Below are 25130 nucleotides of genomic sequence, written 5' to 3' on the forward strand. Positions count from 1 at the left end.
TTGCCACGGTCTGTTCCGTCATGGTCGGGGAAGGAGTGAAGCGTCAGATACTTCAAACCTACCCTGTTCCGGGCGGAACAGATTTCTTTTTGCCCCAGCTTTAGTACCCCGCAACTTGGGTTAGCTATACCAGAATTTCCATAGCACTGATTTTCATCTACTTTTAATACCCGTCTGCATGAAAAAAGCTTTACTCATTTTCTCTCCTACTCTTCGAGCCGGCTGGCTGGTTTGCTGGCTGCTGAGCTTGTTGGCGGCCCAGCCGGGCTGGGCGCAGGAGCTGAGCGCAGCCTCCAAACCGCAGTGCTACACCCGGACGGACGCGCCGCCCTCTGCTGCACGAGTCGACGGCTGCGGCTCCAACGAGGATTATATGCCGCAGCCCAATGACCCGATTCGCACTATTCGGCTAATGATTCACGTGTTTCAGCGCGCCGACGGCACCGGCAACTGGCAGGACCTTCCCGCCGACCGCCGCATCCTGAGTGGGTTGATCAACGGCCTGACCCACTACCCTGCTGCCAATCAGAGCGTGCCGGGCGTCAACGGTATATACGCCGCTACCAGCCTGCGCCAGCAGCACAACGGTGCCGGCAACTGTGTAGTGGTGCCCAATGCCGTTTCCTACGATACTCGTATTCGGGTGCAGCTTGTTGATATTCGCTTTCACCGCGACAACCGCATCTGGGACATGAGCAGCGCCACCAACGGCCAGGGCTGCCCCGACGGGATGTGCGAGCAGCAAATTTTTGATCAGTACGTAACCTCGCCTTTCGACCGGGAACACGTCATACATGTGTTCATGGGCGAAAACCCCGGTGGGGCGTCCTCTACCATCGACCGGTTCGGCAACTCCACCGGTCGCTACGGCATCGGGGGGCGCGCTCAGGGTATCGGGGCCAAAAACTGGTTTGTGATGCGCGGCTCCTACTGGGCTTACTACCATCACCCCAACTGGGCCGCCGGCGGGGTACTAAACAACGCCAATGCCTTGCGCGCGTTCGATTACCTGCAGTTTCTGCTGGCCCACGAGCTGGGCCACAACCTGGGCCTTATGCACGAGGACAATGGTGGCGGATGTGCAATTTATCCGGAGGGCAAGTCCAACAACTTGATGAACTACCCTGGCTGCGATGGGTACTCACTAACTCCCTGCCAGATTGGACTGATTTATAAGAACCTACGCGACGGCCTGGCCGGGCTCGACGACCTGGTGGCGGAACCGCCCTGCGAGCTGGCCGCCCCCGGCGACGTAGTGGTGACCGGGCCAGAAGAATGGCGGGGGCCGCGCAGCCTTAAGGGCAACCTCTACGTGGAGGCCGGTGCCGAGCTGCGCATCAGCTGCCGGGCGGAGTTTATGGCCCCGCAAGCCCGCATCGTGGTACGCGAGGGCGGGGAACTGATCATCGACGGGGGCACTCTGGCAGGAGTGGGCCCGGTGCACTACCGCTGCAACGATCCGCTGGAACTGCTGCTGGGCGGCGACCCCACCAAGCCCGCCGACGCCGACAACCGGGGCCTGATTCGCATCACTAACCGCGGGGCTACTTTTGAGGGCGAAAACCTGCTGGTGCAGCTAACGCCCCAGGCATCGCTGCGCCTCGACGCCACGGAGCTGACGCTTGACCGGGCCACTGTCATCACGCAGCCGGGCAGCTACCTGTGTGTCGACCCGGCAGCCCTTATCAATCCTGGCACCAAGGGGCGGTTTGTGGTCGAGCCTGGTACTGACTTGAAGCTAAACCCGGTTATTCAGCAGGCATACGGCGCGTGCCTGGCGGAGCCTTGCCTCTTATTCCAGCGCCAGTTTAGTTTCCTGAATCCCTTTCAACCCGTCAATTCCCGGGAGCCCTGCAGCCAGCAGCTGCCGTTGCGGGTGCTGTACCCCGCCGGCCTGAACGTCCACTACGCCTGGCGCCGTAACGGCGTTGCCTTCGGCCCTGATGCCCCCGAGACGCAGGACACGCCGCCCCTGACCACCCGGCAGGTGGTCAGCTACGAGGTAGACATCAGCGTGGACGGCTGCCCGCCGTTTACCCTCTCGCGCTCCGGCTACTTGCTTCCCCCAGCGCCAGTCACACTCAGCAACAACACAGTGGATGTGTGCTCTGGCCTCGACTACTACGACCTGCGGCAGCTGAACTCACGCCTGAATGCCGGTACCAACAGCAGAATCACTTGGCTGGACCCAGACCCACGCGGCAGTACCCTTGGCAGCTCATTGTTAACCCCCGGCCCAAATGATTTTGTGCCTGCGAAGGCGTTGGCGCAGGGTCGCCGACAGGCGGTGCTCAAGATGCTGTATCAGGACCAGTCGGGGCAGGTGTGCGACAAGACCTTCGATTTCATCGTCAACGTGGTGGACGGGCCGCCCGTCAGCGCCGGCCCGGATAAGACCGTTTGCGCCGGGCAGGCGGTAACGCTCACGGCTACGGGCTCGGCCACCGGCTACGTATGGACGCCCGGCAACCTGCAGGGCGCCAGTATCACCGTGACGCCCACGGCCACTACCACCTACACCGTGCGCACCCTGGGCAACCCCGGTGACTGCGCCAGCACCGACCAGGTGCAGGTGACCCTGACACCCCCCGACTGCGCCCCCTGCCGCCCCGAGCTGAACCCGCTCCCTGGCCCGGTGTATACAGCCAACCCCTTTGTGCCCGGCAAATCCTATCACGTCACGCAAAACGTGCGGTTTGAGCTGGGCACCTTCACCATCCCCGAAAACACCACCGTGTACTGCGACCCGGGCGTGACGCTGACCGTGGGCTACCTGGCCCGCCTGGAGCTGCTGGGCGGCCGCATCACGGCCCCGTGCAGCGGCAGCATGTGGGGCGGCCTGGTGGTGCAGCCCGACAGCCGGGGGCTGCTCGTGGATAAAGGCCCCGGCGGCGAACGTCCTGAAATCAGCCACAGCTACGACGGCGTACGCCTGGGTACTGAGCTGGGCGCGGCACCCGCCGTGCAGCTCGAAAACGCCGATTTTCGCCACAACCGCACCAGCCTGACGCTGACCTCACCGGCCCAGGGGCCGGCCCTGAGCGGCTACGTGCGCAGCTGCACCTTCGACTCGGACCCGCAGCTGCTGCTGGCACCCATGCTCGCCACCGCCGCCAACCCGCAGTGGAGCTACCGGCACATCCTCGCCGAAGGCCCGCTGAGTGGGGTCGACATCAGCGACAATCAGCTCCGCAACGCCCTGGTGGGCCTGTGGAAAACCGGACCCGGCACGCTGACGCTGAACAACAACGAGTGGCGCCACTGCTACATCGCGGGCATCTACGCCCAGGACGCGCTGGGCAGCTGCACGCTCAGCAATAACCGCTTTTACTTTTACCACGGCAGTGCGCAGCAGCCTAACATCTACGCCGGCGCCTACCTGTACGACGCCTACGCCACGCTGCCCGAAAGCCCCTTGCTGCTGCGCCCGGGGGCGGCCTATGGTTTCCTGGGCCATTCCGTCGGGGCCCTCTCTTTTGACGACAACCTGTTCCGGGGCTCGGCTACTGCTCCTACGGTGGCGTCTTTGGAGAGCAACCAACTTAACCCGAAAGTGGGCATCTACCTGCTCAACGGCACCGGCCACGTCCGACGGTCCACGTTCGTGAATCTGTACCAGGGTTACGTCGGGCCGGCAGACCAGGACCGGGCAGAAATCAGGGGCAACCTATTTGAAAACTGCCGAACAGGCATCCGTTTCCGCAACTCACCCCAGGGCGGGCCAGCCGGGGTAGCGGAGGTGACGTGCAACACCTTCCTGCGCACCGTATTCGCGTTCGACAGCAAATACACCTACGGCATCGTGCGGGACTTCTGCGCGGGACCGGGATATCCGTGCAATCAGATTGATATCCGGGATTTGCAGTCAACCACGCAATTGCGTTACGAACTGCGGAACGAGTTTATTCCGGAAAACAACTCTACTAATTCTTCCTTTGATTTTCTACACATATACAATGACCCGGTCAATCCTAGTATGGATTACTGCACTACAAATGATTATGTCACTTACAACAAAGTAAAAACATCAGGAGCCGTGGCGGTAATAGGTCCCACATTGAACGGCGGCCGGCAAAGCTGCAGTATCTTATATCAAACGGGCTTACGTCCCATATCTACCAACGCACAGGAAAAAACTAGCACAACAGTCTTTTTAGCCCAGAACGTTCCTAATCCCTTCGACCAGGAAACGCGCATCGCGTATTTTGTACCGGCCAGCACACGACACGCGGAACTTCAGGTACGCGACAACCTGAGCGGGAAAATCTTGCGCACCGTTGCCCTGGACGCACAACAGCGTGAGGTAGTATTGCGCCTGCACGGCCTGCTGTCCGGCGTGTACCATTACCAACTCATAGTGGACGGTGTGCCGCGCGCCCACCGCCGCCTGGTCCTCGCTTATTAATCCCGCCGTCATGCGCCATTTTTTCTATTTGCTGCTAGCCCTGGTTGCCGGTCTTGTACCGCCTGATGCGCAGGCCCAACCTACCCGTATCTGGGAGCGAACATTCAACCGGGCAGGGGCAGACTACTATGCTGCGTTGCCACTAAGGCCAAACGTCGTTCTACATGTTGGCGGTTATGCTGATGCGGGCTACACCAGGGGGCCGTTGCTACTGGCACTTGTCAAAGATAACGGCGACACCTTGCGCATAGTCAAATTACGCTACCCAGCAGGCAGCTGGGATTTTCCGTCGGACGCGGTGCTGGAGCCCGACGGCCATGTGACCGTGGTCGGGCTCCACGCCGCGCTGGTGCCTGGCACCAGCCGCTACGACTACACTACGTTCTTGACGCAGCTCGACACGCTCGGCAACGTGCGCTGGCGGCAGGAATACACGCATAACGACGTGGCGGACACCGGCCGCATGCTGCGCCTGCCCGACGGCTACCTGCTCACCAGCACTAGCCAGCCAGCGCCCGGCGGCCCGGTGCCTACGCCCGTAGCCCGGCTGCTGCGCACCGACCACCTGGGCGCGCTGCGCTGGCAGCGCCTGTACCCGAGCCGCGGCTACCTGGGCATCGGCCATTTCGCCGGCCTGGCCAGCTGCGCCGACGGGGGCTACGTCGCGGCCGGCTTCTGCGACCAGCCCGACCCGAATAACCCCAACACCAGCGCCTTCGACCGCGCCAGCCGCTACGTCGTGCGCCTGCGCCCCGACGGCGATACGCTGCAGACCGCCGTGCTCGGCACGCTCATCCAGCGCGAAGAGGCCACCGATGTGGTGCAGACGCCCGACGGCGGCTACGCGCTGGCCGGCCTGCGCTGGGGGCCACAGGGCCGCACCCCCTTCGCCGGGCAGGTGCTCAAGCTCGACGCCCAGCTGCGCCCGCAGTGGACGCAAACCCTGGTGCCCGGCAGCGTCGGCTGCCACCTGGGGCCCATCCGGGCGCTGGCCTCGGGCGAGGTGGTGGCCGCCGGCTTTTGGTGGCCGAGCACTGGCCCCGGCTCTGAGGGCGTGCTGGCCCGCTTCTCGGCCAGCGGCGGCCTGCTCTGGACCGTGGCCCGGCCGTTCGGCTTCTACGACACGCGCTACATGGCCCTGCTGCTGCGCGCCGACGGCTCGGCGCTGCTGAGCGGCTTCACCCAGCTGGGCAACGGCAACCGCAATCAGTACGACGGCTACTTCGCCCGCTACGCCGGGGTGGGGGCGCCCTACCAGCCCGACCCGTGCGCGGCGCCCCCCGCCCCGGAGTTCACCTGGTCCACCCCCGCGCCCGACTCGCTGGTGGTGCTCGACATCTCCCTGCCCGGCCCGCAGTACGCGGTGGGCGCGCTCTGGCGCTGGGACTTCGGCGACGGCTCGCCCGCGCAGGAGGGCCGCGCGCTGGCGCGCCACCGCTACGCCCAGCCCCCCGCCGCGGCCACGCCCGTCACGCTCGCCTACACCAACTCGCTGGGCTGCACCCGCTCGGTCACGCTCTACCCCTTCCGCCCCGCCCCGCTGCGCCCCTCCGCCGCGCTGGCCGCCACGCTGCGCCTGTTTCCCAACCCGGCCGGGGGCGCCCGCCGCGTCACGGTGCTGGCCCGTGCCGGCGCGGGCGGCCCCGCCACCCTGCGCCTGCTCGACCCCGTGGGCCGCCTCGTGCGCACCGTGGCGGCCCGGCCGGCGCCCGACGGGGCGCTGCGCCAGGAGCTGGAGCTGAGCGGCCTGCCCGCCGGCCTCTACCTGGTGCAGCTGGTCACGGAACAGGGCACCGCCGCCCGGCGCCTGCTGCTCGAATAAGCGCCGGGACCAGAACGTGCCCACGCCCTTCGACCAGGAAACGCGCATCGCGTATGCGGTGCCGGCCACCACGCGCCAAGCCGAGTTGCAAGTGCGCAACAGCCTGAGCGGCAAGCTGCTGCGCACCGTTGAGCTGAACACGCAGCAGCACGAGGTGGTGCTGCGCCTGAACGGCCTGCTCCCGGGCGTGTACCACTACCAGCTCATGGTGGACGGCGTGCCACGGGCGCACCGCAGATTGGTTCTCGCCTATTAACTTGATTTGACATGCGACACTTGCTTGTGTTCCTTCTCGCCGTCAGCGGCCTGCTGCCGTTGCGCCTGGCGGCCCAGCCCACCCGCGTGTGGGAACGGACCTACGACCGAGCCGGCGGCAGTTATTACGCGGCCCTACCGCTACGCACAGGCGTGACGCTGCACGTGGGCGGCTACACCAACGACGCCTACGACTGGGTTAACCTCATCCTGACCGCCGTCAATGACAACGGCGACACGGTGCGTGTGGTGCAGGTGCGTAATCCTGTTGGCCGGTTTCACTTTCCCTCCGACGCGGTGCTGGAGGCGGACCGGAGCGTGACCGTGCTGGGGGTGCACGCGCTGCGCGTGCCGGGCACTTCGCGTTACGACTACACCACCTTCCTGCTGCAGCTCGACACGCTGGGCCGCGTGCGCTGGCAGCGCTCCTACACCCCCAACGACGTGGCGGGCACGGGCCGGCTGCTGCGCCTGCCCGACGGCTACCTGCTCGCCAGCAACGCCGACCCGGTGCCCGGCGCCTCCCCGGCCCTGCCCCTGGCCCGGCTGCTGCGCACCGACCGCGCGGGCAACCTCCTCTGGCAGCGCCGCTACCCCAGCCGCGGCTTCCAGGGCCTGGGCTACCTGCAGGGGCTCACCGCCTGCCCCGACGGCAGCTACCTGGCCGTGGGCTTCTGCGACCAGCCCAACCCGGCCAACCCGCCCGTGCAGGCCAGCGCCTACTTCCGCCGCAGCATCTGGGCCGTGCGCCTGCGCCCCGACGGCGACACGCTGCAGACGGCCGTGCTCGGCACCGACACCGAGCGCGAGGACGGGCGCGCGGTGGTGCCCACCCCCGACGGGGGCTTCGCCATCGCCGGCGTGCAGGGCACGCACCGCGGCAACTCTCCTACCCCGCCCGAGGACGGCTACCTGCTCAAAACCGACGCCCAGTTGCGCCCGCTCTGGTCGCAGAGCATCCCGGTAAGTCGCGCCGCCTGCGACGTGCGGTTTGTGTGGGCGCTGGCCGCGGGCGGGCTGGTCATGGGCGGGCGCATCTACTGGCCCTCGCCCACTGGCCCCAATCCGGTCTGGCAGGGCCACCTGGCCGCGTTTTCCGTCAGCGGCGCCCCGCAGTGGTCGGTGCTGCGCGAGCACGGCTACTTTGAAGCAGGCTATGAGTACGGCCTGCTGCGCGCGGACGGCACGTTGCTGCTCAGCGGCTACACCACGCCTAACCCCAACAACCGCAACGCTGACGCGGCCCTGTTTACCCGCTACGCCGGGGTGGGGGCGCCGTACCAGCCCGACCCGTGCGCGGCGCCCCCCGCGCCGGAGTTCACCTGGGCCCGGCCCGCCCCCGACTCGCTGGTGGTGCTCGACATCTCCCTGCCCGGCCCGCAGTACGCGGTGGGCGCCGCCTGGCGCTGGGACTTCGGCGACGGCTCGCCCGCGCAGGAGGGCCGCGCGCTGGCGCGCCACCGCTACGCCCAGCCCCCCGCCGCGGCCACGCCCGTCACGCTCGCCTACACCAACTCGCTGGGCTGCACCCGCTCGGTCACGCTCTACCCCTTCCGCCCCGCCCCGCTGCGCCCCTCCGCCGCGCTGGCCGCCACGCTGCGCCTGTTTCCCAACCCGGCCGGGGGCGCCCGCCGCGTCACGGTGCTGGCCCGTGCCGGCGCGGGCGGCCCCGCCACCCTGCGCCTGCTCGACCCCGTGGGCCGCCTCGTGCGCACCGTGGCGGCCCGGCCGGCGCCCGACGGGGCGCTGCGCCAGGAGCTGGAGCTGAGCGGCCTGCCCGCCGGCCTCTACCTGGTGCAGCTGGTCACGGACCAGGGCACCGCCGCCCAGCGCCTGCTGCTCGAATAAGGCGTCCTCCGGCCAAGACTTCTTCGGGCGGCGTGCTGCCTGTTCGCGTCAAGTCCGCTCCGGGTGGAGCAGGCTTGGTTTTTCTTTGCCTCCGTAGTCGGAGCGGACGTTTTCCTGGCAGTCTTTCCGCACAGGTCGACACGGCTGCGCCTGCCCAGCTCACGAAACACCAACGGGCCAGCTCCTGCCAGAGGAGCCGGCCCGTTGGTGGTCGAAGCCGTTGCTGCCGCCGCGCCTACAGCAGTTCCACGCCGGTACCCGCCAGCTCGGCGCGCACCGCTTCGGGCCAGATGCTCACCTGCACCTCGCCGATGTGCGCCTTGCGCAGCATGAACATGGTCACGCGCGACTGGCCGATGCCCCCGCCGATGCTTTCGGTCAGGCCGCCGTCGAGCAGCAGCTTATGGAAGGCCAGCCCGGCGCGCTCGGGGCAGCCGCGCACCGCCAGCTGCTTCTGCAGGGCCGTCTTATCGACGCGGATGCCCATCGACGACACCTCGAAGGCCGCCTGCAGGCCGGGGTGCCAGAGCACGATGTCGCCGTTGAGCCCGTAGCGGCCGGTTTCGGTTTCGGTGCTCCAGTCGTCGTAGTCGGGGGCGCGGCCGTCGTGAATCTGGCCGTGGCTCAGCTCCCCGCCGATGCCGATGATAAACACCGCGCCGTACTCGCGGGCGGCCTCCGTCTCGCGCTCTTTCACCGTCAGCCCGGGGTAGCGCTGCAGCAGCTCCTCGGCGTGGATGAAGGTAATCTGCTCGGGCAGGATGGGCTGGATGTCACCGTACTCCTCGGCCACGCGCAGCTCGGTGGTGCGCAGGGCCTCGTAGATTTTGCTCACCGTTTCTTGCAGGAACGGAATGGTGCGCTGCTCGGGCAGGATGTGCTTTTCCCAGTCCCACTGGTCCACGTAGATGCTGTGGATGGGCGAGTAATCCTCGTCGGGGCGCAGGGCGCGCATGTCGGTGAGGATGCCGCGGCCGGCCGGGATGCCCAGCTGCGTCAGGCGCAGGCGCTTCCACTTGGCCAGGGAATGCACCACCACGGCCTGTTGCTCACCGAGGGCCTTGATGGGAAACGACACGGGGCGCTCCACGCCGTTGAGGTCGTCGTTGATGCCGGTGCCGTCGAGCACGGCAATGGGCGACGAGACTTTGGTAAGCTGCAGCTGCCGGGCCAGCTCCTTGGCAAAGGTGTCCTTCACGAAGCTGATGGCTTCCTCGGTTTTGAGCAGCTCGGCGGGGCTCAGGACTTGGGCGGGGGTCGTTTCCATGACTAGAAGAAATTATGAGGTTTGAAAAGTGTTTGTCGGTTTTGGATTTTGCCCGGTATTGGCAAGGCTGCGCCCGGTCGAAAAAACCCGTGGTTTTTTCGATTAGGGGAACCCGGAAATGCCAGCGTATGGGCGAAAAAAAAGCCTCCCGAAAACGGAAGGCTTACAAAATCAAAGCTTGATTAGGAGTATGTCCATCAGACCATAGCCTTCCACCGTCGGAACAAATTATTGTTCCGATTCTGGTTATTGAGGCTATTGTTGAACTGACGCATGAGGGTGCTACTGGGGCGTTGTGGAGGCTAAAATAGAAACCGTTTTTTAAGTCGCAAAAAATTCCGCACAAATAATTTTTCCGCGACTGGCTTTGCCTCGTGTACGCGCGGGGCTTGTGGTCGGTTGCCCCCTTAACGGCACCGGCCGCCCCAGCAGTAGCTGAAGCGGCCGGTGCTGGCGTCCGCGTCGTAGCGCGAACCGAAGGTCGACGAGGTCAAGCTCTACTTCGCGTGCTCAGAACAATTCGTTAAACAAACGCCATTGCGTATCTGCCGAAGACAACCGCCTAGAACACGCGAAGTACAACTTCGCGCTACGGCGCAAACAACGCGGTTTAACCTTTCAGCGCAGCGTCGTAGCGTTTGCCGGCTTCCGACCAGTTCACCACGTTCCAGAACGACTTGATGTAGTCGGGACGCTTGTTCTGGTATTTGAGGTAGTAGGCGTGCTCCCACACGTCGAGGCCCAGCAGCGGCGTGCCGCGCTGAATGCCGGGGAGGTCCATCAGCGGATTGTCCTGGTTGGGGGTGCTGGTCACGGCCAGCTTGCCGGCCTTGGCGTCGTGAATCAGCCAGGCCCAGCCCGAGCCGAAGCGGCCGGTGGCGGCTTTGGTAAATTCCTCGGTGAACTTGTCGAAGGAGCCGAAGTCGCGGGTAATGGCCGCGGCCAGGGCGCCGGTGGGCTGCCCGCCGCCCTTGGGGGCCATCAGCTGCCAGAAAAAGGAGTGGTTCCAGTGCCCGCCGGCGTTGTTGCGGATGGCATCGGGCTGCTTGCTGGCCGAGGCCAGCAGCTGGGCCAGGCTCATTTTCTCCTCTGGCTTGCCCGTCACGGCCTCGTTCAGCTTCGAGACGTAGGTTTTGTGGTGAGCATCGTGGTGGATTTCCATGGTGCGCGCGTCGATGTGCGGCTCCAGGGCGTTGTTGGGGTAAGGCAGCGCGGGCAGGGTGAAGGGGCCGTCGGCCAGGGGCGTGGCGCGGGCCTCGCGCAGCAGGCGCTCCTCGTGGGCGGCGGCCAGCACGCTCGGGCTGATAACGGCGCCCACGACGGCCAGCAGGCCATTCTTCAGAAAATCTCGCTTCAGCATAGCGGTGAGGTGGTGAGAGGGTAAAACGCGGGGAGTGCGGCAGCGGGCAAGTACGCCAGAAAACCCAAAACCGCGGCGCTCAGGCCTGCGGCGCCGGGGCGTCGTCTTCCTGTTCGGGCGGGGTGTGGCCCAGGTCGAGCACCACGTCGCGCACGGCGGGGTCGAGGTAGTCGGGCAGCTTGGAGGGATCGAGCAGGCGCAAGAGGCGCAGGTACTTGGCCCGGCCTTCTTCCAGCATGTGCGGCGGCACCTCGAACACGAACAAATGGTGCGGGGGCTGCTTCTGCACCCCGACGAGGATAAACCGGTCGGCATGCAGCGCGTCGAGGTAAAAAGCGGCCTGCCGGTCGTAGTCGTAGCCCGAGCACTGGGCCACGAAGTGCTGGTAGTCGCGGGCCAGGGTGGTCTTGAAGTCGATGATGGTGTAGGGCTGCCCGGGCACGTCGACCACCAGATCCGCGCGCAGCTTGCACATGGTATTGGTGATGGGTTCGGTGAAGATGCAGCTGGGCTCGGCCACGCCCTGGTCGAGCATTTCGCGCAAATCGTCGCGCAGGCGCACACCTTCCACCAGCCACCACACCAGCGTATCGTTCACGGCCGGGTAGGCGGGCACGTACTGCTCGGGCTCGAGCAGGGCCGTGTGAAAGGCCGTGCCGAAGCTCAGGGCCGAAGAGCCGCTGGATTCGCGCCGGGGCCGGCCGTTCAGCGCGTCGCGCAGGCGCGAGAGGTCCGAGTTGGCAATGGCCGGCAGGGCGCGGTAGTCGTCGTAGGAAAGGCGCAGCAGATCGGGGCGGCGCCAGGGAGCAGGCGGAGAAGTGTCGGGCATAGCGTACCGCAATGTAGTACGGCGGGGCTGCCCGGGTGGTTGGGCCCGGCGGGCAGTTGCGGACAAAGCCGCAACTTTGCGGCCCGGTTTGCCGAACACCGGCGGGCCGCCCGCGGCGGGCGCCCACGTTTAATTGCACTATGATTCAGCTGATAGGACTGGCGGGAAAGCGGGGAAGCGGGAAAGACACGGTAGCCCACCTGGTGCGGGAGCTGCAGCCCGGGCGCGGCTGGCAGATTCGCTCCTTCGGCGACGCCATCAAGGGCGTGTGCGCGGTGCTGGCGGGCGAAACCACGGCTCCCTACTACACCCAGCCGGGCAAGGCCGAGCTGGTGCCCACCTACGGCCTCACCCGCGGCGAGCTGCTGCAGCAGGTGGGCGCCGCCCTGCGCGCCTGGCGGGGCCCGGTGTGGATTGAGGCCCTGCTGGCCAATCTGCCCGCCGAGGCGCCCGTCATCGTGGCCGACCTACGCTTCCCCGACGAGGCCGAGGCCCTGCGCGCCCGCGGCGGCGTGGTGTGGCGCCTGGAGGGCGACCCGCTCGGGCAGCGCGGCGACGGCACCCGCGACGACAACCACCCCTCCGAAACCGCCCTCGACGACTACCCGCACTACGCCGCCGTGCTGCGCAATGAGGGCTCGGTGGCCGCGCTGCGGGCGCAGGTGCAGCGGCTGCTGCAGGCCTGAAAGGATTCGCCGGGCGGCCTGCCCCGCGAAGGAGAGCAAACCGCCCGGCGCATTGTCAACGGGGCTGAATGTGCGGGGGAACTAGCACGACCGGCGGCGCGGTCAGAATCAGGGCCAGCGCCAGCAACGGCAGTGGCACGGGGGCATTTGGCGGGAAATACATGGCGGAAGTGGATTAGGTAACACGAGCAATGCGGCTTTTACTTATACGACACTGATTTTCAAACGGTCGAGATTGGCACCACCCATCTAAATCCCGTACCTTGCCGACGGTACTCCGGTACCAAGCCGCTCCTTCTTCCACACCTACTGCCCATGCTGACCCCTTACAACCTACGGTCCACCGTAGGCCTGTACCACTACACCCGGTGGGTACAGAACTGCGTGGAGATACTGCGCCCGCACCTCGCGCCGCAGGCCCTCACGCCCGACACCCTGCTGCAGCTCTGCGAGTGTATCTGCACGGCCCGCAGCCAATCGGCCGCCCTGGCCCACGCCGTCGACGAAGACGATTTGACCACGGCGCGGGAGTATTTCCGCACCATCGCGCAGCAGGAGCTGCGCACCGTGCCGCCCAGCGCCTGAGCGGCCCACGTCCGGCTGATTTCCCGGCCCCGTCTTCCCCCGCTTGTCGGGGAGGGCGGGGCCGTTTTGCGGCCGGCCTACTTGCCGAAGCTGCGCAGGTTGTAGACGAAGCTGAGCATGAAGTAGCGCCGGAGCACCCGGCTGCGCACGTCTTCCAGGTACGTGTCGGTGACGTTGCGCACCACGCTGCGGTTCTGGCCCAGCAAATCGAAGGCCTGCAGGCGCAGCTCGCCCTGCTTGTTGCGCAGCAGCTGGCGCGTAAGCGTCAGGTTCCACAGGGCCACGGCCTGGTTGAAGCCGGCCGAGCGGCCGGCGTAGCGCGTCAGCCAGAGGTCGGAGCTGATGGTCCAGCGGCCGGGCAGCTGGTAGAACGCGTCGGCTTCCAGGGTCTGCGTCCAGTAGGCGGTATTCTGCTGGGGCAGCAGGGAGTAGCGCGCGTCGAGGTAAGTCAGGTTCAGGTCGAGGCCGAACTCCAGCTTATCGTTGAAGGCCGTATTCACGCTCAAGCCCTGGCCCAGGCTCCAGTTGCGGGCTTGGTTCCACTGCCCGTTCACCAGGCTGCGGCCCTGGGTGAAGGAGCCGTTGGTGCTCAGGTTCACATTGAGCTTGTGCCAGCCCAGGCGCTGGCCCAGCGACAAAAAGCCGTTCAGGGTGCGGTAGCCGTCCGCGTTGACGGGCCGGGTGTTCTGCACCCCGCGGGCGTCGAAGGTGGCGCTGGACACGATGCGGTTCTGCACCTGGGAGCCGCTGAGCAGGCCGAACACGCTGCGGTTGTTCTGGGCGTTGAACTGGTTGTAGCTGGCCGTGAGCTGGTGCTGGTACTCGGGGCGCAGCAGGGGGTTGCCCAGGCGCACGTAAAGCGGATTGGTGTTGTCGGCCACGGGCTGCAGCTGGGGGGCGGTGGGCGCCTGCAGGCGGGTGCGGTAGTTCAGGCGCAGGGTGCGGCCCCGCGGGCCGTTCCAGGTAAACAGGGCGTTGGGCAGCAGGGCCGGGTACTGGCGCGTCAGGCTGGTGTCGCGGCTCTGGTTGCGCACCCCCAGGCTAGCTTGCTGGGCGTCGAGGCCCAGGGCGTAGCTGTAGCGCAGGCGGCGCGTCTGCCAGGTGAGGCCGGCCCGGTGCGTGCGGAACGAGCTGCTGAACTCATTGCTCAGCGACTCATTCACCAAATCGTAGCGGCCGGTGGCTGCATCATAATCGGTGACGAGGCGCTGGCCCCGGCTGCGCGAGTCGGAGGCTGTGTAGTGCAGCTCCAGCTTCTGCCGCAGGCTTAGCGGCTCTACGTAGCTCAGGTTCAGGGCCTGGGTGCGGGCGGGGTAGTCTTGGGCCAGGCGCTGGTTCAGCCGCGCCGTGGTGGGCGTGCCGTCGGAGGCGAAGAAGGTGTTGTCGGCCTGGTTCACGGCCGCGCCGTCCTGGTTGTTGACGACGGCGCTAAGGTTGGCCGAGAAGGTGCGCCCAACCTTGTTGAACTTGCGCATGAGCAGCAGGTTACCGTTGCCCCAGAGGTTGTCGGCCGGGGCGTCGTAGCGGCTCTGGCTTTGGTTGAGCAAGCGGCCGGCCAGGCTGGTTTGCTGGCTTACCTGGCGCCGCTGCTCGGTGCTTTGCCACCACAGCGCGGGCGTAAAACGCAGGGAGGTGAGCGAGTCGAGCCGGTAGTCGAGGCGCAGGTTCAGGCGCTGGCTCAGGGTGCGGGTCCGGGCCGCGGTGCTCTGGTCGGTGAGCAGGGCCGGGGCGTCTTCGCCGGGCGCGGCGGCGCGGCCGGCCACGCTTTCGCGGCGGCTGAGCTGCTCGGTGCGCACGGTGGTGCGCGAGGCCAGGTAGCTGGTAGCCACTTCGGCGCGCTTACCCCAGGCGTCACGGTAGTTCAGCCCGCCGGCCAGGCTTTCGGTAATGCTGGTGGGCTGATTGTTCAGGCCGCCGGCCGAGCCGCCCCCGCCCCGGCCGTCCTGCGTCACCACCATCGGGCCGCCGCCGCTGCCGGGGCCCCCCACCCCGCCGAAGCCGCCGGGCAGCGCGCCGCCGGCGTTGGCCCCGGGGCCGCCGCTCAGGTCGCCGGCCGAGGGCGTGCCGTTGTCGGAGAAGCCGAGCTGGTTGACGTTGTTGGCCTGGCCCAGGGCCGAAAGCTGCCGGCCGTTGTTGAAGCGGTTCAGGCCCAGCTGGGCGCGGTAGCGGCCGCCCGAGGTGCCGGCGCCCAGGGCTTCGGTGCCAAACCAGCCCTTGCGCTTGTCGCGCCTGGTCACCAGGTTGATGGTTTTCTGCTGCTGCCCGTCGTCGATGCCCGAAAACTGGGCCTGTTCGCTCTGCTGGTTGAACAGCTGCACCTGGTCGATGATGCCGGCCGGCAGGTTGCGCGTGGCCACCTTGGGGTCGTCGCCGAAGAAGGGCTTGCCGTCGACCAGCACGCGGCTGACCGTCTGGCCCTGGGCGCGGATGGTGCCGTCGCGGTCGACCTGCACGCCGGGCAGCTTCTTGAGCAGCTGCTCCACCTGGGCGTTGGGCTGGGTGCGGAAGGCGCGGGCGCTAAAGGCCAGCGTATCGCCCTGCACCGAGACGGGGGCGCGCTCCTGCTCCACCACCACCTCGCCCAGCGTCTGCGCCACGGCCCGCAGGCGCAGCGTGCCCAAGGTGGCCGAGGGCGCGGCGCCCGTCAGACTCACCGGCACCAGCCGGCTGCGGTAGCCCAGGAACGTGAGCAGCAGGAAGTAGCGGCCGGGCGCCACGCCGCGCAGGGTGAAGCGCCCCTCGCCATCGGTGATGGTGAAGCTCAAATACGACGAGTCGCGGGCCGTGAGCAAGGACACGGAGGCCTCGCGCAGCACCTTGCCGCTGAGGCTGTCGGCCACGGCACCCTGAATCTGGCCGGCTGGGGTGGCAGCTTGGGGCCTGGCGGGTTGTTGGGCCCGGGCCATAGCCACGCCCAGGCTGCACAGGAGAAGGAGTAGAAGGTAGCGCATGGGAACCTCACCCCCCGGCCACCTCTCCATGCGGAGAGGAGGAGCCTGACGATGGCAGCGGGGAGGGTTGCGTCAGGAGTGAGCTGGTTTGGACTAAGGATGGAGTGGCACTCCGGGGCCGTCAAGACGGTCAGCGGAGCCGGCGAAGCGGCCTGGGCCAAGCGGGTGGCCCGGGGCCGCGGTAGCCCCGGGCCGGGCCAGCGCCGGGCGTTGCCCGGCGCTGCTGCCGTTAGTTGCGGCCGCCGCCGCCGGGGCCGCCGAAATTGTCCATCATGCGCTGGCGGAAGTCGGCGCGGGCTTTGTCGCGCAGCTCCTTCAGCTCGGCTTCTGATACCTGCTGGGCCTGGGCGCCGGGGCGCACGTCGGCTTCGGCCACGGGGGCTTTCAGGTCGACTTTGGTGGCGCGGAACTGCTCGGTGCTGCCTTCCACGGCCAGCACCACGCCTTTGTCGGGCGTCAGCTCGCGGATGGGCGAGTAGGTGAAGGGCAGCTCGGTGGTCAGCCACACGGTGTAGGTTTCCTTGCGGAAGGGCACGGTGGCCTTGCGGCAGGTGTAGCCGGCAATTTTTTTGGTCTGGTCCGTCAGCTGCCAGCCTTCGGTTTTGGCTATGGGCGCGTCGGCCCGGTACTCGGTGGTTTTATCGTCCTTTTTCAGCGTCAGCACGGTGGTGGCGCTGCGCTCCTGCAGGTTGAGGTAGGTCGATTCCTCGAAGGGCCGGCCGAGGTTGGTGGTCTGCGGTCCGCGGCTACCCCCGCCGCCGGGGCCGGCGTCGACGACGGTACGCACCATCATGCCGCCCCCGCCTTCCAGGACCTCCTTGGCGTAGTCGCCGGCGAAGCTCAGCGTCTGGGCGAAGGTGCGCACGTCGGGCACGTCGGCGGGGAAATCGGGGGAGCCGGGGCGCACCTCCTGGCCGTTGACGACGATGCGCAGCTGGCTGGGGTCGATGCGGCGGGAGGCTTCGTAGCTGATGCGGCCGCGGCTCTGGGCGTGCAAGTGCTGGAAGGCGCTGAGGCCGGTAACCAGCAGCAGGGCGACGAAGAGGATGGTCAGGGGCTTTTTCATGGCGGGGCTGTGACGAATGTGGTTGACGTCGGCAAAGCACCGCAAGCGGCTTGTAAAGCACTGTTATCGTGTGTTAAACTGTGTTAACGGCCGCCCGCCACCGCCCGGCGGGTTGTATTTTCGCTCAGCACTTCCCTCCTGCCCCGCCCATGAAACGCCGCATCCGCTCCATTTTCTGGCTACTGGCGGCCTGCATCCTGGGCATCAACGGCTTCCAGGCCTACTGGCTCTACAACACCTACCAGCTCAGCCGCACGCAGTTTGAGCGCACCACCCGCGAGGCCCTGGTGGCCGTGGTGCAGCGCCAGCTGCTGACGGGCGCCCGGCAACTGGCCCTGCGCAGCCCCGGTCCGGGCCAGATCCTGGTGCGCCAGTTCAGCTCGGCCGACGACGGCCGCGCCGCCGACCAGGTCACGGTGCTGCGCGGCGCGGCGCTACCGGGCGCTGCGCCCTTGCGCGTGGGCGTTTCCCGGCAGCTGGAGCACCAGCTGCTCGTCACCACCCGGCGCGGCGGGGCCGATTCGGCCACCCGCATCCGGTGGCGCCGCGGCGCCGACACGGCCGCCCGCACCCTCTCGCGCATCATCATCGACGACTGGGCCGGCGCCCGGCGCATCAACCTGCCCCAGCTCACGGCCGCTTACCAGGCCGAGCTGCGCCTGCGCAAGGTCAGCCCCGCGGCCGTGCTCGATACGCTCACGGTACCCGCCGGCCCGGCCGCTACGGCCCCGGTGGCGGGCAAGCCCGCCCCGGCCGGCTACCCCGTGCAGACGCCCCCGGTGCCGCTGAACCCGCTTCGCTCCCTGTATGTGCAGGCTTCCTTGCCGGCGCCCACCTCCTCCATCCTGCGGCAGATGGGCGGGCTGCTGGCCGGCTCGGTGGCCCTGCTCGCCCTCACCACCGGCTGCTTCGGGCTGATGCTGAACACGATTCTGCGGCAGAAAAAGCTGGCCGACGTCAAGAACGACTTCATCAACAACATGACCCACGAGCTGAAAACCCCGCTGGCCACGGTGTCGGCGGCGGTGGAGGCCCTGCAGCACTTCGGCGCCCTCAACGACCCGCAGAAGACGCAGACCTACCTGAGCATCTCGCGCGGGGAGCTGCAGCGGCTGTCGGATCTGGTGGAAAAGGTGCTGCACATGGCCGTGGAGGAGCGGCAGGAGCTGCGCCTTAACCCCGAGCCGGTGCGCCCCGCCGCGCTGGTGCAGGAGCTGGTGCAGCGCCACCAACTGAAAGCGCCCAAGCCGGTGCACTTCCGGGTGGATATCGACGCCACCGACGCCGTGCCGCTGGACCCGCTGCACATGGCCGGCGTCATCAACAACCTCATCGACAACGCCATCAAATACTCCCGCGAGCAGGTGACCATCAGCCTGCGCGGCCGCCGCGACGAAACCGGCTGGCGCCTCACCGTGCAGGACGACGGCATCGGCATTCCGCGCAGCTACCAGGACGCGGTTTTCGACCGGTTTTTCCGCGTGCCCACCGGCAACCTGCACCCCGTCAAGGGCTTCGGCCTGGGCCTCTACTACGTGCGCCAGGTGGTGGAGCGCCACGGCGGCCGCATTGCCGTGCGCAGCGAGCCAAACCGCGGCAGCGAGTTCAGCCTGTGGCTGCCGGTTTGATTAATGTGGGTGAATGTGCTGCGCTTCGCTAATGTGCTGATGTGCTAATGTGCTAATGGTGTTGAATGTGGCTGATGTGGCTGATGGTTAAACGACCTCATTAGCACATCAGCACATTCAACCACGTTCAACCACATTAGCCACATTCAGCCACATCAGCCACATTCAACACCATTAGCACATCAGCACATTAAACCACATTAGCACATTAATTCCATGCCTTCCATCCTTCTCATCGAAGACGAGCCCGCGCTGGGCATGATTGTGAAAGACAGTCTGGAAGTGCGCGGCTTCGAGGTGCGCTACGCCGCCGACGGGCAGCAGGGGCTGGAGCTGTTTCGCCAGCAGCGGCCCGACATTGTGGTGGCCGACGTGATGATGCCCCGGCTCGACGGCTTTTCGCTGGCCGAAATCATCCGGCGCGAGAGTCCGCAGGTGCCCATCATCTTTCTGACGGCCCGCTCCCAGCCCGCCGACGTGGTGCGCGGCTTCGAGCTGGGCGCGGCCGACTACCTCAAGAAGCCCTTCAGCATGGACGAGCTGATTGTGCGCATCCGGGCCCGGCTGGGTCAGTCGGCGGTGCCCGCGGGCCCGGCGGGCCTGCTCCGCCTGGGCCACTACCAGTTCGACCACCCCAAGCAGCGCCTGCACTGGCCGGGCCGCGAGGAGCAGCCCCTCACCCACCGCGAAGCCGAACTGCTCAAGCGCCTCTACGAGCGGCGCAACCAGGTGCTGGAGCGCGCCGCCGTGCTGCAGGAGCTGTGGGGCGACGATAATTTCTTCAACGGCCGCAGCCTCGACGTGTTCATCACCCGCCTGCGCCGCTACCTCAAGGACGACCCACAGGTGCAGATTGTGAACGTGCGCGGCATTGGCTATAAGCTGCTGCTGTAGCCGCACCGGCGGGGCTTGGGCCGGGCAGCGCCGCAGCGTAGCTTTGGGCAGCTTCCTTTATTGTTTTCCGCCGATTCTGCCCCGCTTGAAACCCCTGCTCTACCTCTGCCTCACGACGGCCCTGCTGCTGGGGCTGCTGCGCGCCACCCGGCGCCCCGCCGCCCCGGCCGACGTGGCCGAGCAGCTGCTGCGCCGCGGCATCCTCAACGCCGCCGGCCGCGCCGAGCTGCAGCGCCGCCTGCGCGGCGGGGAGCTGCGCACCGAAATCCGCAACCCGCTCACCCAGGTCAGCACCCAGTGGCGCGACAACAGCCCGGCCGCCGTGCTGGCCTTCTGCGCTGAAGCGTTCCGGCAGGCCTTCATCTACCGCACCCTGCCGCCCGAGCTGGGTCCGTCCGATGTGTACCTCGGCGGCGAAGCTCTGGCGCTGTCCGACTCGCTGAGCGCCCCGGCCCGGGCCCAGCGGCAGCGCGTGGCGGACCTGCTGCGGCGCTTCCAGGGCGACACGGCCGCCGTCATGCGGGAAATGTACCGGCAGCTGCCCGCGCAGTATCACCTGGAAGACAAAATCAAGGCCGAAGACTCGGTAGCGGAGGGCGGCTGGACCATCTTTCCGCCCCTGGCCTCCCTGCCCCGGCAGCACTGGATTGCCGACGGGCGCAGCACCCTGGGCAAGACGCGCACCCGCACCGCCCGCGACCTGCACGCCTTGGGTTTGCTCGACGACGCGGCCCTGCGGCAGGTGCTGGCCGGCATCCGTAGCGGGCAGCTGCGCACCGAGGCCGACGTGTGCCAGCGCGGCTCGGAGCTGATGCAGCTGGCCGCTACCGCCGGCCCGCGCCGCGCCGAGCAGCGGCGGTGGCTGCAGCAGCTGCAGCAAGCGGGCCTGCTCACGGCCGCCGGCGTGCAGCAGCTCAGCCGCACCGACATCCGCCACGCCGAGCTGCTCCCCTTCGAGGTGCTGGCCCACTCGCCCCGGGCGCGCATCCTCGATTTGCGCCGCCTGCCCCCGGCCCCGCAGCAGCTGTACCCGGTCATTCTGGCCCAGCTGCCGGCCCTGTTGCCCGGCTTCCGCCCCACCGACGTGCAGGTGGAAGTGCGCCGCCGCTCTATGGACGAGACGCTGTGGGTCGACAGCGTAGTGCTCAGCTTCCGGGCCGACGGACGCCGCTACCGCACCGCGTTCTACCAGGATTTGGCGCGTAAGGACGGCACCGATACGCCCCCGCTCGGCGCCAAGGTCGGCTACGAGTTCCGGCGCGGCGTGAATCAGTGGCTGGCCGACCAAAACTCCCCGCTGCGGCTGTACCTGGCTACCACCCCGGATGCGCAGTCGGTGTACGGCAACGAGCGGCTGGGCCTGGTGGCCCTGACGGCCCGGCAACGCCCGCTCTGGGGCGAGGACGGCTATTTTCTCACCCGCGAGTCGCACGACAACGGCTTCAGCACGCCCCGCATCGAGGCGCTGATTACGGAGGCCGAACAGCTGGGGCTGCTGAGCCACCTGACGGCCGCCGAAAAGGCCGCCGGCCGGGCGCAGGTCCTGGGCGGAGAGGTAACGAGTTACGCCGAGCTGCTGCGCTGCTTTCCGCACCTGCTGCTGGTTATCGACGGCGAATCGGCCAACCCGCCGCGGCCCTACGCCACCCTCACGCAGCTGCTGGCCCGCAGCTCGCGCGGGGGCTTCCGGCCCACCGACATCGAAGACGGCTTCGGCGACGATTACCCGCGGGCCCGCACCGTGCCCTTCGCCTTTCGCCACGGCGGCCGGCGCTACCACGCGGAGCTGGAGGTCAAGGACGACTGGCTGGACGACGCCTTTTTCGACCTCATCGACCAGGCCCTGCGGGCGCCTGGCTCGGCGGGGCAGTTCTACGAGTGCCTCAGCGGCGAAGGGCTGATTTTCCTCACCCCAACCCAGCACCGCCACCTGCAACGCACCCAGCCGGCCCTGTTCCGGGGCCCCGAAGCTTTAGCCGGGGACGAGGAAGCCGACCTGCCGTTCTGAAAAGCGGCGGTCAGCTAGGCAGTAAAAGGTGCTTGTAAAGTCTAATAATTGGCCCGCGCGGGTGCTTGGTGCCGGGTTAATCGTTTCCTGGTCAATGGCCAGAAAGTCAGACTTTGCCGACAATAGATGGATATAGGTTCGGTGCTGCGTTGCAAATTGGCTTTACGCCCGCACACCGCGGCCTCTATCTGTTGCTGCTATGTGTTGGTTCCGTTGGGCTCTACAGCTGTTTTTACTTATGCTTGGGCTACTCGGCTCCGTGGGAGCGGCGGTGGGCCAGATTCCGGGCTTTAGTTGGGTGGTTTCGTGCGTGCCCATCAACGATGCCAACGACATAGGCCACCGCCGAGCCCTGGCCGCCGACCAGTGGGGCAATAATTACGTTACGGGCCGGTTTGAGGGCACCACGCAGTTCGGGCCGTTCGCGCTTTCGGCTCCCGGTAGGGGCAAGCTGTTTGTCGCGAAGCTTGATGCGGTCGGCAATTATCAGTGGGTAGCAAGCATCAGCGGGGATGACGAGGACTCCCAGGGGCAGAGCATTGCCCTAGACCGCCAGGGCAATGCATACGTAACCGGCTACGTGGCTGGCAGCAACCTGCTGTTCGGAAACGTGAGGGTCCCGAACACCAGTACGAATGGCTACAGCGACGTATTTGTGGCCAAGATCAGCCCGACGGGGACCTGGCTCTGGGCCACCCGCGCCGGCAGTCGGGCCACCGACATTGGCCGCAGCATTGCCGTCGATACGGCCGGCAATGCGTACGTAGCCGGGGTGTACTACGGCGAAACGGTTACCTTTGGCAATACGCAGCTGCCGGCCGAGCAGTACAGCACCGATGTATTCGTGGCCAAGCTCAACCCGCAGGGCCAGTGGCAATGGGCCGTTCGGGCGGGTGGACCCGCCATTGAAGACGTGGGAGGCATTGCCGTCGGCCGGCGCGGCCAGGTTGCTGTTGCCGGGTATTTTCAGGGGCAAGCCCGCTTTGGCAGCCAGCGGCTGAACGCGCCGGGCTGGCACGACGTCTTCGTGGCCCAGCTTACTACTGCGGGCCAGTGGCAATGGGCCGTGCAGGCCGGCGGCGCAGGCAGCGACGCCGCCAGTAGCATAGCCGCCGACACCATCCGGCACGAGTGGCTGGTGACGGGTTCCTTTGCGGGTCCGGTCGGCGAATTCGGCTCCTTCCGGCTGCCAGCGGCCACGCAGACCGCCTTTGTGGCGCGGCTGGACACCGCCGGGCAGTTTCGCTGGGCCACGGCGCCAACGGGCACCTCAAATTGCCAGCACGTAGCCGTCGACGGCAGTAGTCAAGCTTACCTGCTGGGAAACTTCAACGACCAGCTACGTCTCGGCTCCACTACGCTGTCGTATGCAAACCCGATTTCCCGGCTCTATGGAGCCCTGTTTGTGGCCCGTCTGGCCGCCGATGGCACCTGGGGCCCCGTGGTGGCCGCGGGTAACTCCTCCAATGGCTACGGCACCAGTCTGGCCCTCGATGGCAGCGGCAACGCCTACCTCACAGGATTTATGCTAAGCCAATACGCGCAGGGTACTTCCGCCGATTTCCCGCCTCTGCAGCTGGCCACGCCCCGCTTGGCCACTACGGGCTTTGTGGCCTGCCTGCGGGCCATTCCTGCCGCCGATGATGTGATGCTGTGCGCCGGCGGGCAAATCGAGCTTGTCGGGCCGGCCGGCGCCACGCGGTACCAGTGGTCGACCCGCGAAACCACGCCGCGCATCGTGGTTCGGCAACCCGGTATTTACCACGTCACGGCCACCCAGGCCGATGGCCGCCTCGTGCAGCAGCGCTACCAGGTACGCTTGTTCAGTTTCGCTGGCACGCAGGGGCTCGGCTCCGATACCACGCTCTGCCACGGCACCCAGCTGCTGCTGCGCGCCCCTACGCACGGCAGCCTGCCCCTCACCTATCGTTGGTCCGATGGCTCCACCGGCGCTTCCTTGCTGATTCATCAGCCAGGGCAGTATTCGGTAGAAGTAACGTCGGCCTGCGGCAGCTACACGGCCCGGCGGCGCGTGGACTTCGACCACTGTGGCGCGCTGACGGCCGCGCTGATTCCGAACATCATCACCCCCAACAACGACGGCTCAAACGACGTGTTCAGGGTGCCCGGGCTCACCCGCCAGCCCGTGGCCTGGGCGCTGACGGTGTACAACCGCTGGGGCGCCCAGATCTATACGACTTCCGCCTACCACAACGACTGGGGCCGCGATGCCCCCGCCGGTACTTACTATTACCAACTGCGCGCAGCCGACGGCAGCCAGTCGGTGCGGGGCTGGCTGGAAGTGGTGCGCTGATTACGGCAGCTTCGGCTGCGGCTGCGGGCTGAGCATGTAGCCGGCGGGTACTTTCGGCGTCACGGCGAGGTGGTTGAGCCGGCGGCCGTCCTTGCCGTCGGTGCGGTCGGCGGCCAGCAACAGGCCGCCGTAGCGGGCGTAGCCGCTCCACTGGCGGCGGAAGCTGGGCGCGGTATCGGCGGCGTTGCGGTAGAAAGCCCACTCCTCCACCAGGTAGCTGCGCGGGCTGATGTACAGCTCGTAGCGGTTGTTGGGCGTCACGCCCACGTTCTCGAAGGTCATCTGCACCACCTGGGCCGGGGCGCCCTGCATGGTGCGGCCGGGCCCTTTGTAGAGCAGCTTCACGCCGGAGTCCTTCATCTTGAAGGGCATCAGCAGCCACCAGGAGTTGTTGGCCCAGGTGGCGTACATGCCGCTGAGCAACTTTTTGCCTTCCTCGGTTTCGCTGATGTCCTGGCCGGCGCGGTAGGCCTTGCCGTTGCGCGAGTTGAGGTTGCCGGTCAGCACCACGTCCCCTTTCTGCCAACGGAAGTCGTTGGTTTGCTTGTCCCACACCTGGTACTGCTCACCGAAAAACTCCCAGCCGATAAAGCGCGCCTGCTGCCAGGCCTCGTAGCCGCCCATGGCCTGCATCACGCTGTCGGCCAGGGCCACGGCGCGGGCATCGGAGCCGATCTGGTTGAAGTCCTTACCGGCCGGGTAGGGCTTGACTTTGCCCAGCCGGGCGGTGGGCGTCTGGGCCGAAGCAGTGCCCGCGGGCAGTAGCAGCCCCAGCAACAGCAGGTGACACGGACGAAAAGCAAACCACGAACGAACGGACAGCATGGCGCGGGAACGGTTTGGGGCAACAACAACGCTGCTGATACGCAAAAAGCTCGTCCGGTAGCCGGGCGGCTCCCGCGCAGCAGCCCGGGCAAGGTAACAAGCAGGCTGCTTTGGTGGCTGCTGCTCCGGCGCGGCCCGCAGTCAGTAGAGTCCATACCGGCTGCCCGGACGGATAGCTAAACCCCAGCCGCAGCGCGGCGCCATACTGGTAGAACAGCGCATTGCCGGAACGAAAGAGCTGCAGCGCAGCGGCATGGTACAGGTGCCGCAATGGACGTCAACGACCATTCAACATCAGCAAAACCATGCCGCTGCGCTGCAGCTCTGTTGCTTCGACAAACCGGGTATTTCTACCGATATGACGCCGCTCTGCGGCTGTAGAGCGTC

At 66.9% G+C, this 25130-nt stretch carries 16 protein-coding genes; 10 read left to right on the forward strand and 6 right to left on the reverse strand.

The genetic code is table 11. The annotated features are described in order from the left end of the window. Positions 1-178: 178 nt before the first annotated feature. The 4 genes from EJV47_RS16785 (at position 179) to EJV47_RS16800 (ending at position 8330) form a co-directional block, all read left to right on the forward strand. Complete coding sequence (locus tag EJV47_RS16785) at positions 179-4405, forward strand: zinc metalloprotease (protein ID WP_126694335.1); 4227 nt, start codon at positions 179-181, stop codon at positions 4403-4405. A 241-nt stretch (positions 4406-4646) separates the two neighbouring features. Further along, positions 4647-6227: a T9SS type A sorting domain-containing protein gene (locus EJV47_RS16790; protein WP_165903799.1), complete on the forward strand. Its 1581-nt coding sequence runs from the start codon at positions 4647-4649 to the stop codon at positions 6225-6227. Positions 6228-6243: 16 nt separating this feature from the next. Then, complete coding sequence (locus EJV47_RS16795) at positions 6244-6483, forward strand: hypothetical protein (RefSeq protein WP_126694337.1); 240 nt, start codon at positions 6244-6246, stop codon at positions 6481-6483. A gap of 11 nt (positions 6484-6494) precedes the next feature. Continuing rightward, complete coding sequence (locus tag EJV47_RS16800; RefSeq protein WP_126694338.1) at positions 6495-8330, forward strand: T9SS type A sorting domain-containing protein; 1836 nt, start codon at positions 6495-6497, stop codon at positions 8328-8330. A 235-nt stretch (positions 8331-8565) separates the two neighbouring features. On the opposite strand, the gene asnA is transcribed toward EJV47_RS16800, so the two are convergent. The 3 genes from asnA to EJV47_RS16815 all read right to left on the reverse strand — a co-directional run bounded on the left by asnA (position 8566) and on the right by EJV47_RS16815 (position 11786). Beyond that, positions 8566-9597 carry an aspartate--ammonia ligase gene (gene asnA / locus EJV47_RS16805; RefSeq protein ID WP_207895916.1) on the reverse strand — a complete coding sequence of 344 codons (1032 nt, stop codon included), beginning with the start codon at positions 9595-9597 and terminating at the stop codon, positions 8566-8568. Between the two features lie 610 nt (positions 9598-10207). Next, entirely contained in the window at positions 10208-10957 is a 750-nt protein-coding gene (locus EJV47_RS16810; protein ID WP_126694339.1) for a superoxide dismutase, read from the reverse strand. A gap of 79 nt (positions 10958-11036) precedes the next feature. After that, entirely contained in the window at positions 11037-11786 is a 750-nt protein-coding gene (locus EJV47_RS16815; protein WP_126694340.1) for a PD-(D/E)XK nuclease-like domain-containing protein, read from the reverse strand. A gap of 140 nt (positions 11787-11926) precedes the next feature. Here EJV47_RS16815 and EJV47_RS16820 point away from each other — a divergent pair, with 140 nt between their 5' ends. Both EJV47_RS16820 and EJV47_RS16825 read left to right on the forward strand, forming a co-directional pair. Next, positions 11927-12472: a nucleoside/nucleotide kinase family protein gene (locus EJV47_RS16820; protein WP_126694341.1), complete on the forward strand. Its 546-nt coding sequence runs from the start codon at positions 11927-11929 to the stop codon at positions 12470-12472. A 315-nt stretch (positions 12473-12787) separates the two neighbouring features. Then, positions 12788-13057 (forward strand): hypothetical protein, encoded by a 270-nt coding sequence (locus EJV47_RS16825; RefSeq protein WP_126694342.1) that lies wholly within the window; start codon positions 12788-12790, stop codon positions 13055-13057. A gap of 77 nt (positions 13058-13134) precedes the next feature. Here the strand turns inward: EJV47_RS16825 and EJV47_RS16830 are convergent, their stop codons facing one another. Both EJV47_RS16830 and EJV47_RS16835 read right to left on the reverse strand, forming a co-directional pair. Continuing rightward, positions 13135-16008 carry a TonB-dependent receptor gene (locus EJV47_RS16830; protein ID WP_243651198.1) on the reverse strand — a complete coding sequence of 958 codons (2874 nt, stop codon included), beginning with the start codon at positions 16006-16008 and terminating at the stop codon, positions 13135-13137. Between the two features lie 229 nt (positions 16009-16237). Beyond that, the gene (locus tag EJV47_RS16835) at positions 16238-17074 is read right to left on the reverse strand and encodes a GLPGLI family protein (protein ID WP_126694343.1); all 837 of its coding nucleotides are present in this window, start codon (positions 17072-17074) and stop codon (positions 16238-16240) included. Positions 17075-17223: 149 nt separating this feature from the next. Here EJV47_RS16835 and EJV47_RS16840 point away from each other — a divergent pair, with 149 nt between their 5' ends. The 4 genes from EJV47_RS16840 (at position 17224) to EJV47_RS16855 (ending at position 23918) form a co-directional block, all read left to right on the forward strand. Next, positions 17224-18702 (forward strand): sensor histidine kinase, encoded by a 1479-nt coding sequence (locus EJV47_RS16840; protein WP_126694344.1) that lies wholly within the window; start codon positions 17224-17226, stop codon positions 18700-18702. Between the two features lie 216 nt (positions 18703-18918). Continuing rightward, on the forward strand, positions 18919-19596 hold the full coding sequence (locus EJV47_RS16845; RefSeq protein ID WP_126694345.1) for a response regulator transcription factor: 678 nt from the start codon (positions 18919-18921) through the stop codon (positions 19594-19596). Positions 19597-19681: 85 nt separating this feature from the next. Then, entirely contained in the window at positions 19682-21604 is a 1923-nt protein-coding gene (locus EJV47_RS16850) for a hypothetical protein (RefSeq protein WP_126694346.1), read from the forward strand. Positions 21605-21842: 238 nt separating this feature from the next. Next, positions 21843-23918, forward strand: a complete 2076-nt coding sequence (locus EJV47_RS16855) for a T9SS type B sorting domain-containing protein (RefSeq protein WP_165903800.1) — start codon at positions 21843-21845, stop codon at positions 23916-23918. Here EJV47_RS16855 and EJV47_RS16860 read toward each other — a convergent pair whose 3' ends face one another. Next, complete coding sequence (locus EJV47_RS16860; protein ID WP_126694348.1) at positions 23919-24743, reverse strand: hypothetical protein; 825 nt, start codon at positions 24741-24743, stop codon at positions 23919-23921. Between the last annotated feature and the right edge of the window lie 387 nt (positions 24744-25130).

It is taken from the genome of Hymenobacter gummosus (genome assembly GCF_003970915.1).
GTDB lineage: Bacteria > Bacteroidota > Bacteroidia > Cytophagales > Hymenobacteraceae > Solirubrum > Solirubrum gummosum.

Excerpts from the sequence above, each read along its gene's own strand:
- EJV47_RS16785 (WP_126694335.1), top strand. The coding sequence starts at position 179 with ATGAAAAAAGCTTTACTCATTTTCTCTCCTACTCTTCGAGCCGGCTGG.
- EJV47_RS16800 (WP_126694338.1), top strand. The coding sequence starts at position 6,495 with ATGCGACACTTGCTTGTGTTCCTTCTCGCCGTCAGCGGCCTGCTGCCG.
- asnA (WP_207895916.1), bottom strand. The coding sequence starts at position 9,597 with ATGGAAACGACCCCCGCCCAAGTCCTGAGCCCCGCCGAGCTGCTCAAA.
- EJV47_RS16810 (WP_126694339.1), bottom strand. The coding sequence starts at position 10,957 with ATGCTGAAGCGAGATTTTCTGAAGAATGGCCTGCTGGCCGTCGTGGGC.
- EJV47_RS16815 (WP_126694340.1), bottom strand. The coding sequence starts at position 11,786 with ATGCCCGACACTTCTCCGCCTGCTCCCTGGCGCCGCCCCGATCTGCTG.
- EJV47_RS16820 (WP_126694341.1), top strand. The coding sequence starts at position 11,927 with ATGATTCAGCTGATAGGACTGGCGGGAAAGCGGGGAAGCGGGAAAGAC.
- EJV47_RS16825 (WP_126694342.1), top strand. The coding sequence starts at position 12,788 with ATGCTGACCCCTTACAACCTACGGTCCACCGTAGGCCTGTACCACTAC.
- EJV47_RS16830 (WP_243651198.1), bottom strand. The coding sequence starts at position 16,008 with ATGCGCTACCTTCTACTCCTTCTCCTGTGCAGCCTGGGCGTGGCTATG.
- EJV47_RS16835 (WP_126694343.1), bottom strand. The coding sequence starts at position 17,074 with ATGAAAAAGCCCCTGACCATCCTCTTCGTCGCCCTGCTGCTGGTTACC.
- EJV47_RS16840 (WP_126694344.1), top strand. The coding sequence starts at position 17,224 with ATGAAACGCCGCATCCGCTCCATTTTCTGGCTACTGGCGGCCTGCATC.
- EJV47_RS16845 (WP_126694345.1), top strand. The coding sequence starts at position 18,919 with ATGCCTTCCATCCTTCTCATCGAAGACGAGCCCGCGCTGGGCATGATT.
- EJV47_RS16855 (WP_165903800.1), top strand. The coding sequence starts at position 21,843 with ATGCTTGGGCTACTCGGCTCCGTGGGAGCGGCGGTGGGCCAGATTCCG.
- EJV47_RS16860 (WP_126694348.1), bottom strand. The coding sequence starts at position 24,743 with ATGCTGTCCGTTCGTTCGTGGTTTGCTTTTCGTCCGTGTCACCTGCTG.